The sequence below is a fragment of the Peribacillus sp. NPDC097284 genome (assembly GCF_044761765.1).
GTDB lineage: Bacteria > Bacillota > Bacilli > Bacillales > DSM-1321 > Peribacillus.
Map to the genome: position 1 here is coordinate 188834 of NZ_JBIWCZ010000003.1, position 13371 is coordinate 202204.

Consider the following 13371-nt stretch of genomic DNA (forward strand, 5'->3'; position numbering starts at 1 on the left):
CCTACCAAGATATGTTGGCATGAGAAGAGCGAAAGAATTAATGTTAACAGGGAAATTGCTAAGCGGTGTTCAATGTGCCGAATGGGGACTTGCGAACGTATCCGCTCCTAAAGAAGAACTGGATCAAGTGGTTGAAACCTTCTTAGGTGATTTAACTGACAAAAGCCCATTCGTTATGTGGATTACGAAAATGTCAGCAAACCGCGGTTTAGATGCGGATACCGATACATTGATGGTGCTAGAACATCTTGCTTGTAATGTTGTGCATCAAAGTGAGGATGCAAAAGAAGGAGTTCAAGCGTTCCTGAACAAAAAGAAACCGGTGTGGACTGGATTGTAAGAGTTAGGAGGAAAAAAATGATTAAATTTGTTGTCCTAGCACGACGTCCGAGTGATTGGGAAAAGGAACGTTTCTTGGAATGGTGGCGTGGTCCTCATGCAGATATGGCTAAGAAATTACCAGGGGTGTTAGCTTACACTCATGGAAAGGTAGAAAAAGATTTCGATCAACGTAATGGGGAACCGGAATGGGACGGACTTGCGCAACTTTATTTTAAGGATCGGGAAGCCTTAAATCGAATGTTGATATCACCTGAGTGGGTAGCTGCAGTTGAGGATACAGCATCAATGGGAGGGAAGCGAATTGCATTGATTATGGATGAGGTGGATTTATTGGCTGAAGAAATTGGTACAGCTACACAACCACCTAGAGCAGCTTCCCGTAGCTCTCGATTTGTTCTCGATACGTTTGATTTACGCGGGAAAACAGCGTTGATAATGGGGGGGCACGGGGTATTAGCTAGTACTATGGCTAAAACACTTGCAGAATTAGGCTGTAATGTTGCCTTAGCGGCTCGTAAGGAATCTCTATGCGTTAGTTTGGCAGAGGAAATAACCAAAACTTACAATGTAGAGGCGATTGGTCTCCGTTGTGACATTACCAATCAACAAGAAGTAGAAAACACAGTAACGGAAACTATAAACCGCTTTGGCACCATAGATATTCTAATTAATAGTGCAGGAACGTTTTGGTCGGGTCCGCCAGAAGAGATTCCTCTAAATGGCTGGACTAAAGTGATTGATGTAAACCTAACCGGAACTTTCCTATGCTGTCAATCAGCTGCAAAACATATGATTAAAAATGGCGGAGGAACCATTATTAATATTACTTCTTCGGGAGGGCTAATGTCCTTCCCGCCGGAAGCCGGTGAGGTTGTTCCTTATACAACGTCAAAAGCTGCTGTGATAAAGCTAACCCAGGACTTGGCTGTAAGCTGGGCGCATTATGGAATTAGAGTTAACAGCCTTGCACCAGGATCCATCGACTCAGGTTTCACGGAAGAAATTGATGAACAACGACAATCCTGGTTACGTAACCGTATACCTATGGGTCGTTTTGGAAGATCAGAAGAAATTTCAGGAGCTATTGCCTTCCTTGCATCAGAGGCTTCCAGCTTTATGACAGGTCAAACACTTGTTGTTGATGGTGGACAGACGATTGGATAGGAGGGGTCCTTTTGATTAATGAAATCGGTGATATAACATGGGGGACAGAAGGCCTCTGGAAACAGTTCGCCAGGTGGTTTGAAATGGACCCAGAATCAGTAGCGGTCTTTGATGGGGAAAGTCCGATAAAGCGAATTGACATTTACCGTAATGCATTAGTTTTAGCAGATCAGCTGTTGCAAGCGGGTATCGGGGCTGGTCACAGAATTCTTTTTGATTCGCATACATCAGTTGATACAGTTGTTATTGGACTTGCCCTTTCCAAATTAGGAGCAATCATCTGTCCGGTTAATTACAAGCTTGCTAACAAAGAACGACAATTAATTCTCGAACGACTACGTCCAACTGCTTATCTAAGCCATAGGAAAGAAAAAGCGGCTGTCGAGTTAGTTGGGTTGAAAAATATGTACTTGTATTTGCAGTCATCTCCGATTGTAGAGTCAACGTCCGAAGAGGAAACGGTTTTAATCGGCTTTACTTCAGGAACTACGGGTGTTCCCAAAGCAGTGCCACATACTGCTAGTTCACTTAATTATGCAAGTAAGTATTGTTCAAGCATTGTTGGTTTAAGGCAGGGTGAGCCCATCATGGCTATTTCGCCTCTCACCTCTGCTGCAGGATGGACATTTAACGTTCACATCGCGCTGTCGATGGGACATCCTTTAATTCTTATGGGAGAATGGAATCCACTTAAGGCACTTGAACTAATGGATTTGCATAAAAGTGCTTGGGGGATGTGTGTACCAACCCATCTTCTTCTAATGATGGAGGCAGTCCACTCAGGACAATGGACCCGTCATCTTCCTTCGATGAGAGCCTTATCAGTAGGTGGTAGTCCTAATTCCGTAGATATCGTCATCAATGCAAACAAGTTACTAGGTATTCAAGTACTCCGCATGTATGGAATGTCTGAATGCTTAGGACATGCATCGGTCCGTTTAACTGATCTTGAAGAACGTAAACTCATTTTTGATGGCGTGCCGTTTCCAGGAACTCATTTGGAAGCGTATGACAGTAAAGGAAAAAGTCTTCCGCGAGGGGAAATTGGAGAGGCAGGTGTCCGAGGTCCGTCTCTCTTTAAGGGCTACTTGCCAGGACTAGGGGCAGAACAAAATAAGCGAACGTCAGACGATGCTTTTTTAACGGGGGATTTAATCATTCGTGATGAGGAAGGATTCATTAGGGTTGTTGGAAGAATTAAGGACCAAATTATTCGTGGGGGATTTAAAATTGATGCAGCAGAAGTAGAGACCGCCTTGATGACACATCCGGCAATTGTTGAAGCAGCTGTTGTTAGTCGTCCAGATAAACTGCTAGGTGAACGAATCTGTGCTGTTGTATCGGTCCGAGCTAATCATGAGTTAATCTTAGATGACATATGTTCCTGTTTAAAAGAAATTGGGATTTCTAAAGCTAAGTGGCCAGAGTTTTTATTTATTGTACCATCTCTCCCAAAAACCGATTTTGGTAAAGTGGATAAAAACCGGGTGAGGGAGATTGTCTTAAAAGAAGATCAAACTCATGCTTAAATCTATCGAAAAATAATTAGACTTGCTCATAAGATTCTTTTACCTATCTGTAACTGGTATTTCCTGAAAAAGTAGGATGTGTTAATCGGTAGATGCAATACGTAAACAGATGGGTAGTGTGGATATTGCTTTTAATGTTCAAAAGTAGAAGTGAATTTCTGACCAATTTTAATAAACAATTAAAATAATGGTCTTTTGGACAAGTTAGTTCCATTTTCGATAAAGTGTTAGCAGCTGCTGTACAGGTTACGATCTATAAGTGTTGCCATCGAAAACTTCCTTTATCTTAATCTAGTATAGCTATCGAATGCTAGAGGAACATAACATGAAGTTTTTGTACATGTTTTAATAACCTGATTTGGAAGGAAGGAAATTGTTTTGGTTTCGAATATAAAATATGACTTAAAAGGACCAGAAGGTGCATCAGAAATTCTGCTTTTACATGAACTAGGCGGGAGCCGTTCTTCTTGGCAGTGGATTGATCCATATCTTGAAAATAACTTCAGGAGAATAATCGTTGACCTGCCAGGTGCTGGCGAAAGCCCCCTTGTCAATTCAGTCATGAGCCTAGATGATGTGGCTCGAAGTCTAATTGATTTATTAGATGACTTAAAGATAGAGACCATCAATTTAGCTGGGGTAGCGTATGGAGCGGTTGTTGCTGCCTATCTTGCTGCAAATTTTCCAGAGCGCATCTCTTCTGTCATGCTGATTGCGATTGGACCGCACATTAGTCAGGGGGTCTCTGATTATGTGTTTAATCGTGCAAATCAGGTAGAAAAGGAAGGGATGGAGGCAGTAGTAAACTATAGCCTGGAAAGTTCCTTTCCGTCCTCTTTCAGAGAACGCTTTCCCGAAATTGTTGCGAATTACAGAAATATATTTACAAGTAATAATCCTTATCATTATGCAGTTTGCTCTCGTGCAATTGCTAGAGCAGGTACAATATTGACCGAACGGATAAAGAGCATTCGCTCACGTGCTGTCGTAATTGGGGGTATGCTCGATCCATCCTTCACACCTGAGGTTGTGGGTGAGGTTGGTCAACTCTTAAACCCACCTGTCAAACCTACTATTATGGAAGAAGCTGGACACTTCCCGCAAATTCAAGCTTCTGAAAAACTCGCAAACTATATGATAAAATTTTTTAACTCAAGAATATATATCTGATTTCTTGAAAGAGTGGTGACACGAATGTTTGATAAAGGACAAGCAATGTTATTGTGGGCATTAGAGTGTCAGCCGGAAATAACTGCGGAGTGGAACGAATGGTATAATCTGGAGCATCTGTCTTCACTAGTGCAAGTGCCAGGTTTTATAAGCGGAAATCGATATGAACAGGTAGAATCTTCTTCTCTATCACCTTTAAATCCTAGGTTTCCTGCCCCACGATATTTGAGTTTCTATGAGCTTTATGATGAAAAAGTGTTAGAGTCCGAGGCTTATCATATTAACCGAACATCTACAGGTCCAGGAATGCGGCCTGAATGGACAAAAAGAATGCTTACTTACATTACTAGTATAATGGGGGGAACCTATAAACCTCTTACTGATACTTGGTTGAATGATACGGACCGTACAGCTCAAAATGTGTGGGCACTATTCTTTGATCCGGAAGAATATGGAGAGGAGAAATTGGATCATTGGTACAATGACCAATTGTTCCCCATATTAAAGGAAAACGAGTCTATAAAGGCTTGCCGTCTAATTGGAACCGATCAGTCCTCTCCTAAAGTACAAGGAGGTGTACAACAACTGAAAGGTCCTAGGAGGATTTTGCTGTGCTCCGTTCAAGACCAATTTAATCCGGAAGTACAGCAAGCATCACTAGTGGAAGCGTGGAGAGGTGGAAGAGATTTTATCAGTGCAGCCCAAGCAGTATTATATAAGAGGATGTCAATAAAGTAGTAAATGAGAATTGACATTAATAGTTCGATGAATTTCTAAAGTCTAGTAACGAATAACATTGAGATCGTATAAAAGGTGAATCTTTAATGATTCACCCCATATCCATATTCTATTTATTTGCAAAGTAGAATACCTATTCACTTATCAAAAGATGAAAGTTGATTCACCTTTTAGTATTTTAGATGAAAACATGATGCAATAATCAAAGGAAAAACGATTTAAATATCGTTCTTCGTGGGAGGGTTAACATTGGAAAAAGCGAAAGAGAAACTTCCAGTACAGCCTGGGCTCTTTAATTCTTCAAAAGAACCATATGGTCTAATTGTTTCACAATGCTCTGAATGTGGTGAAATGGCCTTTCCAAAACAAATTTATTGCCCAGAATGCTGTACAGAAACGATGGAAGAATTGATTTTACATTCTAGGGGGAAATTGAAAAGTTTTACTGGAATTTATTCCCCTACACCAGGATACAAAGGGGAAGTTCCATATACAGTTGGTGTCGTTGAATTTCAAGAAGGTATCAGAATTATGGGTCTAACAACAGAAAAGACAATTGACCATTTAGAAGCAGGGATGGAAGTTGAAATCATTTTTGATTTGGCATATGTGGAAGAAGGTAAAGAATATATAACATTTAAGTATAAACCAGTTCCATAGGGAAGGGAGGGTTTCTATTGGATGAGGTTGTGATTGCTGGAGTAGGAATGCATGAGTTTGGCCGATTTAATGATAAGAGTTACAGGGATTTAGGTTCAATAGCTGCAAAACGTGCTTTAGCAGATGCTAATATGACCATGAAAGATATCCAAGCGGCTTTCTCTGCAAATGTGTATGAGATTTCCGCATCAGGCCATAACGTACTAGAAAGATTAGGTCTTCCAGGTATCCCTATTGTGAATGTAGAAAATGCGTGTGCGAGCGGTGCTTCTGCTTTACGTCTTGCATGCCAAGCAGTTGAATCAGGGGTTTACGATATAGTCCTTGCAGTTGGGTTTGAAAAAAGCCCAAGGGGATTTTTACATGGTGCTGGATATGATTATTGGCAGGAAGCGACGGGGTTGGGAGCAAACCCTATTTATTTCGCGACAAGTATTCATGAACACATGGTGGAATATGGAACGACAAAAGAACAATTAGCTTATATTACTTCTAAAAGTCATAAGTATGCTGTTCATAACCCCTATGCGATGTTTAGAAAAGAACTATCGATTGAAGAGATACTTAATGCACGAATGGTCTCAGATCCCTTAACACTTTACATGTTGTGTGCTCCAAATGATGGTGCAGCAGCTGCTATCATTTGTAAGAAGAAAACGGCCCAAAAGTTTACAAAGAACTATGTCACTATTGCTGCTTCCGTTTTGGAAACGAGACGAAGAGGGGATATGTTCGTACCGGCTGTTTCCGCACCTGTCCACACGTCTTATCCAACACTTGCTGAACGAGCAGCTCACGCAGCTTATGAGATGGCAGGAATTAGTCCTGAAGAAATTGATGTAGCGGAAATACAAGATGTGGATGCAGGTTCTGAGATTATCTATTCCGAAAGATTAGGTTTTTGTCCGATAGGAGAGGGAGGGCTGAGAGCTCAGGTTGGCGAGACTTCCATCGGAGGCAGGATTCCTATAAATGTTAGTGGTGGAATTCTTTCCAGGGGTGAACCTGTTGGGGCATCTTCTCTTGGACAAATTGCTGAGGTTACTTGGCAGTTAAGAGGAGAAGCGGGTGCTAATCAAGTAGAAGGAGCGAAGGTTGCATTATGTCATAGTGAAGGGGCAGGAGGGAACTCCTGTGTCACCATCTTAAAAAGATAGGGGGAAAAGTAAAAATGATTGATTCTAAAACAGCATCTAAAAATAGTCGAGCGGGAGGAAGAATAAGTAAGAGCTATCTGAGTGAAAATCATGAAATATTCAGACGTGCTTTAAAGAAGTTTTTAGAAAAAGAAGCAGTACCATACTTTGAACAGTGGGAGAAAGAAAAAAAGGTCTCGCTTTCCTTCTGGAAAAAGATGGGGGAACAAGGTTTTCTTTGTCCATGGGCGGATGAAAAGTATGGCGGGGCTAATGCAGACTTTGGATATTCGGTAATTATCAATGAAGAGTTGGAAAGAGTCGGTGGCGGGTTAGTGGGAATCAATAATCATAATGACATTGTAGTCCCGTATATAAATACATTTGGAACTGAAGAACAAAAGCAACGTTGGATTCCTAGATGTATTACAGGCGATATCATTACTGGAATTGCAATGACTGAACCAGGCGGAGGTTCTGATGTTGCAAGTTTAAAGACTACAGCGGTTAGAGAAGGTGATTACTATATTTTAAATGGTGAAAAAACGTTTATTACAAGCGGCATTGTAGGAAATTTATTTGTGGTTGCCTGTAAAACGGATCATATGGCTACACCTGCACATAAAGGAGTAAGTCTTATTGTAGTGGAGAGCAATACGCCTGGCTTTTCTAAAGGACGCCAGTTAGAAAAGGTTGGCCAACACTCTTCGGATACATCTGAACTCATCTTTGATGACGCTCGTGTACCAGCTGAAAATCTATTAGGAGAAGAAGGTAAAGGATTTTATTACTTAATGGAAAAACTTCAACAAGAGCGGTTATTAGTTGCTGTTGGGAGCGTGGCTACAGCAGAAAAAATGCTTGAAGTCACGATTGATTATGTTAAACAGAGGGAGGCTTTTGGAAAAGCAATTAGTAAACTGCAAAATACACAGTTTAAAATAGCCGAAATGGCAACCGAGATTGTTATTGCAAGAACCTTTGTAGATGATTTAATCGTTAATCATATGGAGAAAAAAGACGTTATTACCCAAGTTTCAATGGCAAAGTGGTGGATTACGGAGATGACAAAAAGAGTTGCTACTACTTGTATGCAATTACATGGTGGTTATGGATTTATGGAAGAATATGAAATTGCTAGACGTTTTAGAGATGTTCAAGCAACTACCATTTATGCCGGTACAAATGAAATTATGAAAACCATCATTGCAAAGCGAATGGGACTCTAAGGGCTAACATCACTGAAAACGACCAAAGTTATATTAGTATAAAAAATTCAGATGAGCGTTATTTGTTGTTGATTTCATTGACGGTTGCTTGACCAATAAGCGACCGTCAGGGTCCTTTTCTATCACACTACAAAATTCTTTAACTTCTAAATATATATCCCTATCATGATTAAAAAAAATTTCCGGGAAGGGAGCTCTACAATGGAAAATGAAGCGGTCATAATGCAAGTAAATAATGGGATAGCCACAATCACTCTGAATGAACCTAATTCTCTCAATGCCCTTTCAGGTGCAATCATTGAGAAGTTGAACCATTTCTTCAATTCTATAAAAAATGATTCTTCTATTCGTGCTGTTATTCTAACAGGAAATGGGAGGTCCTTTTGTGCTGGTGGCGATATAAAGGGGTTTTCAAAAGTGACTTCTGCAGCCAGCGGGAGAAAATATATGCAAAAGCATAGTTACTTTCTAAAGGAATTGGTTAATATGGAAAAACCCGTGATAGCGGCGGTTAATGGTTTTGCTATCGGAGCGGGATTCAGCATTGCAATCGCATGTGATATTGTGATTGCCTCCTCTAAGGCCAAATTTGGATTGAGTTTTAATAAAGTTGGCCTAGTTCCTGATCTAGGGGCACTCTATCATTTACCAAGAATCGTTGGGATGGCAAGAGCAAAGGAGCTTGCGTTCTCAGATAGAATTCTTTCCGCAAGCGAAGCGAAAGATTATGGCATATGCCTAGAAGTTGTTGAGGAAGATCATCTATTAAATTTTTGCACCGAATTAGCGGATTCATTTGTCGCTAATCCACCAATTGCCATTGGGCTAACCAAAACAATGTTAAATCACAGTATGGAATCTTCATTGGAGGATATTCTCAAAGAAGAAGCAATGGTCCAAGGGATTGTATTTAATACACAGGATCATCAAGAAGGGGTTCGTGCTTTCATTGACAAAACAAAACCTAATTTTACCGGTTCTTACCAATAAGGTGTATATAAGATGTAAAATTTTTTCCTTTGTTACTTAGATTACTGATCTAGCCTCGTTGTTTGTAAAGGAGGGGAATTCACTTCTAGTTAATAATAATAAAGGATGTGAATCAGTGAGAAGATTTAACTTAGAGAATAAAGTGGCAATAGTTACTGGAGGAAACCGCGGATTAGGAAAAGCGATTTCGTTAGCGCTAGCGGAAGCTGGTGCAGATATTGTGATCGTCGGCCGGAATGAAGAAAAAAATAAAGAAGTAGTTGCCGAAGTGAAAGAGTATGGAAGAGAGGTAATCAGTATTCCGACGGACCTTCGGGATATCTCAGCAACCAAAGAAATGATGGGAACAGTAGTTAGACACTTCGGAAAAATCGATATTTTAGTTAATAATGCAGGAATCTCGCATACACAGTTGGCCTTCGATATCTCCGAGAGTGATTGGGATAAGGTAATGGACTTAAATGTAAAATCACTGTTTTTCTGTTGCCAATCTGCGGGGAAGGTAATGAAAGAGCAAGGATATGGAAAAATTATCAACCTTGCCTCTGTAGCAGGTGCTGTCGGTGATTATGGGATAGCTCCTTATACGGCAAGTAAAGCTGCAGTAATTAATTTAACAAGGTCGTTGGCGCTTGAATGGGTAAGACATGGCATCCAAGTGAATGCGATTGGACCTGCCTACATTGAAACAGAGTTGAATAGACAAGAGTTAAGCAATCCAAAAATCCGAGCAAAATTGATTGGGAAGACTCCGATGAATCGATTAGGAGAACCAGAAGAAATAACCGGTGCTGTCATTTTGTTAGCTTCGGAGGCTAGCAGTTTTATCACAGGGCAAACGATTTATATAGATGGTGGATGGTTAGCTCAATAAGTATTCTCTTTGGGGAAGGCAATGTTTCCTTATCATGATATGAAATAAATGAAGAAAAAAACAAAAGGAGGGATAATCTTGTTTGACTTTACCCCAAATGGAGCGCAAAAAGCAATGGTAGATAAAGCGACCAAAATTATGCACAATTATGTTTTTCCAAATGAAAAATATATGGTCCCGCATCGTGGATTACCTCAGGAAATTTTAAAGCCATTACAACAAATTGTGAAGGAAAATGGTTTGTGGGCTGGACATCTACCAAAAGATGTAGGTGGAATGGGAATGGGTTTTGTCTCATTAGGATTGTTGTCAGAAGTGATTGGTCAAAGTCCTATCGGCCCATATGTTTTTGGTTCAATGGCTCCTGACGCTGGTAACGGCGAGATTTTAGTTCATGCAGCGACTGAGGAACAAAAACAAAAATATTTAAAGCCACTGGCAGATTATGAAGTTCGTTCCTGTTTTGCTATGACGGAGCCGGAAGTATCAGGTTCTGACCCAAGAACACTCCAAGGAACAGCAATAAAAGATGGAAACGAGTGGATCATCAATGCCCATAAGTGGTTTACCACTGGTGCAGAGGGAGCTACTTTTGCCATTGTGATGGTCGTAACAGACCCGGAAGCCGAGCCTCATCATCGCACGAGCTTGTTCCTTGTAGATACTGGGACACCAGGCTTTGAGATTGTGCGTGAAGTTCCTGTCATGGGAGATCATTATATAGGAGGACATTGTGAAGTTCGGTTTCATAATTGCCGAATTTCAGAGAATAATTTGCTGGGGAAACGAGGAGATGGATTCAAACTAGCTCAGCTTCGATTAGGTCCTGGGAGGATTACCCACTGCATGCGCTGGCTAGGTGTAGCACGACGGTCCTTGAATGAAATGATAGCCTATTCTTTAACGAAAAAAGATGGGGCTCAAACACTGGCAGATTCGCAAATTATTCAAAACGATCTTGCAGATTCAGAAGCAGAAATTCAGGCTTCCAGATTACTAACACTACAAGCTGCCTGGAAAATGGACCAAGGGGACCAAGCAAGGAAAGAAGTTTCACTTGCTAAGTTATATGGCGCTCAAGTCTTAAATAATGTCATCGACCGAGCTATTCAAAATCTAGGAATGTTGGGATTGACGCCAAATACACCACTAGAAGGGTTATATAGAGAAGCAAGAGCCGCTCGAATTTATGATGGAGCGGATGAGGTACACCGAATGGTGGTTGCTCGACAGGTATTAAAGAATTACCAATCAAAGGAGAAACTATATGAGCAAACTACAAGTCAATGAGATTAATTGGTCCATTGTCGAGGAGTATCTCCGTCAAGAAATACAAGGGCTAAGTTCTTCCCCCCTTGAGGTAAACCAATTCTCAGCAGGATATTCGAACTTAACTTACCTTATTTCTATTGGGGACTGGCAAGGAGTTTTGAGAAGGCCACCATTTGGTCCCATTCCTCCCAAGGCCCATGATATGAAAAGAGAGTTCGAAATACTTGAAAAATTGAATCGTGCTTTCCCGCTTGCACCAAAGCCATATTTATACTGTGCGGACCCAAATATTATGGAACGCCACTTTTATGTGATGGAGAAAAAAGAGGGGTGTGTGTTTGATGAAACTATCCCAAATGAATATGAAAATAAGGAAAACGTAGGACAACATGCATCAAAAGCTTTAGTTGATACACTAGTCAAATTGCATGCTGTTAATTATAAAACTGCTGGGTTAGATACCATCGGTTATCCAGATGGCTATTTAGGTCGACAGGTGAATGGGTGGATCAAGCGGTTCCACCAAGCGAAAACAAATGATATTCCTGCTGTCAGCTCTTTGGAAAATTGGCTTCTTGATAATATACCACCTTCTCTTTCGCCAACCATTGTTCATAACGATTTTAAATTGAATAATATGATGTTTGCAGCTTATGACCCGGGAGAGGTAATTGGTGTTTTTGATTGGGAGTTAAGTACGATTGGTGATCCACTAACCGACTTAGGTACGACACTTGCCTATTGGACCGAACCCGATGATAAAGTGACAGGGTTATCATCCGTTACAATGAATCCTGGATTTTTTACCAGAAGAGAAATATTAGAACTTTATAGTGAAAAAAGCGGTCGTGATATCACACATATTGACTATTATTTGACTTTCGCCTTTTACAAAATTGCCGTGATTCTTCAGCAAATCTATTATCGTTGGAAAATCGGGGAGGCAAAAGATAAGCGGTTTGGAAAATTGGATATAGGCATCAAGAATTTATTAGAACAAGCCTCTAAGGCGCAGAGAAAAGAAATGCTTCGCTGAGACTCTTCTGTATCCATTAGTTAAGAAAATCATCCAAATTATGATGGGGGTGGAATGACCTTGGCTAACGAGTTATTGAAACCGGAGTTAGAAAATGTAAAAGAAATTTTATCATCCATTTTATGCGATTATGCAGAAGATGCTGAGAAGTCATTCAAAAGAGATAGAAAAGAGTTGTCGAATGAAATCGTTAAACGTTTAAAACAAGTAGTTGATGATTATGGTTTAGATGGAATCGGTACAAATGAGGAATGGGGCGGCGCGGAGATATCCTTACTTGATAGAACGAAATTAGTAGAGGAAGCTTCCAAGCACCCATTTGGTCTTTACCATCCAGCTGCAGATGTGTTCGGAGGGGCATTTCCAAGTTTTTTAGCTGAGTGTACGAACAAACAGCGGGACTATTTTCTAAAGCCTGCCATGAAAACTGAAAAAGGCTGTTTTATCGCCGTTTGGGAGGAAGCTGAAGATAATGATTTAACCAAATTAACCACTTCAGCTATTCGAGATCAAGACAGTTGGATCATCACTGGTGAAAAGTCCTATATACAAAACCTAGATACATCGGGTTTTGGTGTTATCCTTGTAAATTGTCAACTTGAAAGTGGAGAGCTTAAACCAACTCTTTTTCTATTAGATTCTGTTGACCAATTGGAAAGGAAAGAAATGACTTTAATTGATGTACATTCTGCACACTCTATTATTTTTAATCAAACACGAATTTGTGACAATCAACGTATTGGTGCGATAGGTGATGGAACGAGATTTATAAAACAGTGGTTAGCCGAATCACAAGTTTTACTTGCCGCAAAATGCTTAGGTGTTTCCGTTCAAGCTATTGAATATGGGAAAGAATTCGCGAAAAAGAGGATTACGAGAGGAAAACCGCTTGCTGAATTTCCAACAATTCGAAATATGCTCGGGAAAGCGTATATCTCGTTGCAATCGGCTAGATTAATAGTGCAAGATGCTGCAAAAAGGATCGATAAGAATGAAGAGGATTGGGAGCTAATTGCTCAAACTGCGAAACTTCAGGCTACAGAAACTGCTTCAAAAATTGTGGATGATGTCTTACAAATTCATGGAGGTGCTGGTTTTGCTGGTGACTTGCCAATAGAAAGGTGGTATAAGGAGATTCGAATAGCAAGAGTAAACCATCTTAAATCGGAAACAATTATTGAAAATGTCTCATCTAAAGTATTGGAGTAACAAAAAATAATAAAGTAATAGT

The 13371-nt window shown here is 40.4% G+C and carries 13 protein-coding genes; all 13 read left to right on the forward strand.

Features of this window, described 5'->3' with window-relative positions:
- Nucleotides 1-340, forward strand: a 340-nt coding sequence (locus ACIQXU_RS08925; RefSeq protein WP_402988350.1) for an enoyl-CoA hydratase/isomerase family protein, incomplete at its 5' end; no start/stop codon positions are given.
- Nucleotides 341-357: 17 nt separating this feature from the next.
- Nucleotides 358-1506, forward strand: a complete 1149-nt coding sequence (locus tag ACIQXU_RS08930) for an SDR family oxidoreductase (protein WP_402868805.1) — start codon at nucleotides 358-360, stop codon at nucleotides 1504-1506.
- A gap of 11 nt (nucleotides 1507-1517) precedes the next feature.
- Nucleotides 1518-3035 carry a class I adenylate-forming enzyme family protein gene (locus tag ACIQXU_RS08935; RefSeq protein WP_402988354.1) on the forward strand — a complete coding sequence of 506 codons (1518 nt, stop codon included), beginning with the start codon at nucleotides 1518-1520 and terminating at the stop codon, nucleotides 3033-3035.
- Nucleotides 3036-3413: 378 nt separating this feature from the next.
- Entirely contained in the window at nucleotides 3414-4205 is a 792-nt protein-coding gene (locus ACIQXU_RS08940; RefSeq protein WP_402988357.1) for an alpha/beta fold hydrolase, read from the forward strand.
- Nucleotides 4206-4229: 24 nt separating this feature from the next.
- Nucleotides 4230-4943: a hypothetical protein gene (locus tag ACIQXU_RS08945; protein WP_402988360.1), complete on the forward strand. Its 714-nt coding sequence runs from the start codon at nucleotides 4230-4232 to the stop codon at nucleotides 4941-4943.
- Nucleotides 4944-5192: 249 nt separating this feature from the next.
- Nucleotides 5193-5603, forward strand: a complete 411-nt coding sequence (locus ACIQXU_RS08950; RefSeq protein ID WP_402988363.1) for a Zn-ribbon domain-containing OB-fold protein — start codon at nucleotides 5193-5195, stop codon at nucleotides 5601-5603.
- A gap of 17 nt (nucleotides 5604-5620) precedes the next feature.
- Nucleotides 5621-6760 carry a thiolase family protein gene (locus ACIQXU_RS08955; protein ID WP_402988366.1) on the forward strand — a complete coding sequence of 380 codons (1140 nt, stop codon included), beginning with the start codon at nucleotides 5621-5623 and terminating at the stop codon, nucleotides 6758-6760.
- Nucleotides 6761-6774: 14 nt separating this feature from the next.
- Nucleotides 6775-7968 (forward strand): acyl-CoA dehydrogenase family protein, encoded by a 1194-nt coding sequence (locus ACIQXU_RS08960; RefSeq protein ID WP_402868796.1) that lies wholly within the window; start codon nucleotides 6775-6777, stop codon nucleotides 7966-7968.
- Nucleotides 7969-8169: 201 nt separating this feature from the next.
- On the forward strand, nucleotides 8170-8958 hold the full coding sequence (locus ACIQXU_RS08965) for an enoyl-CoA hydratase/isomerase family protein (protein WP_402988369.1): 789 nt from the start codon (nucleotides 8170-8172) through the stop codon (nucleotides 8956-8958).
- A 115-nt stretch (nucleotides 8959-9073) separates the two neighbouring features.
- Nucleotides 9074-9832 carry an SDR family NAD(P)-dependent oxidoreductase gene (locus tag ACIQXU_RS08970; protein WP_402988372.1) on the forward strand — a complete coding sequence of 253 codons (759 nt, stop codon included), beginning with the start codon at nucleotides 9074-9076 and terminating at the stop codon, nucleotides 9830-9832.
- A 78-nt stretch (nucleotides 9833-9910) separates the two neighbouring features.
- The gene (locus ACIQXU_RS08975; RefSeq protein ID WP_402988375.1) at nucleotides 9911-11122 is read left to right on the forward strand and encodes an acyl-CoA dehydrogenase family protein; all 1212 of its coding nucleotides are present in this window, start codon (nucleotides 9911-9913) and stop codon (nucleotides 11120-11122) included.
- Nucleotides 11100-12140 carry a phosphotransferase family protein gene (locus ACIQXU_RS08980; protein WP_402988378.1) on the forward strand — a complete coding sequence of 347 codons (1041 nt, stop codon included), beginning with the start codon at nucleotides 11100-11102 and terminating at the stop codon, nucleotides 12138-12140. The genes ACIQXU_RS08975 and ACIQXU_RS08980 overlap by 23 nt, the downstream gene beginning before the upstream one ends.
- Nucleotides 12141-12200: 60 nt before the next feature.
- A complete protein-coding gene (locus ACIQXU_RS08985; RefSeq protein WP_402988381.1) occupies nucleotides 12201-13349 on the forward strand; it encodes an acyl-CoA dehydrogenase family protein in 1149 nt (382 codons plus the stop codon).
- Nucleotides 13350-13371: the final 22 nt, after the last annotated feature.

Coding starts and splice junctions, on each gene's coding strand:
- ACIQXU_RS08945 (WP_402988360.1), top strand. CDS start 4,230: ATGTTTGATAAAGGACAAGCAATGTTATTGTGGGCATTAGAGTGTCAG.
- ACIQXU_RS08980 (WP_402988378.1), top strand. CDS start 11,100: ATGAGCAAACTACAAGTCAATGAGATTAATTGGTCCATTGTCGAGGAG.
- ACIQXU_RS08965 (WP_402988369.1), top strand. CDS start 8,170: ATGGAAAATGAAGCGGTCATAATGCAAGTAAATAATGGGATAGCCACA.
- ACIQXU_RS08960 (WP_402868796.1), top strand. CDS start 6,775: ATGATTGATTCTAAAACAGCATCTAAAAATAGTCGAGCGGGAGGAAGA.
- ACIQXU_RS08930 (WP_402868805.1), top strand. CDS start 358: ATGATTAAATTTGTTGTCCTAGCACGACGTCCGAGTGATTGGGAAAAG.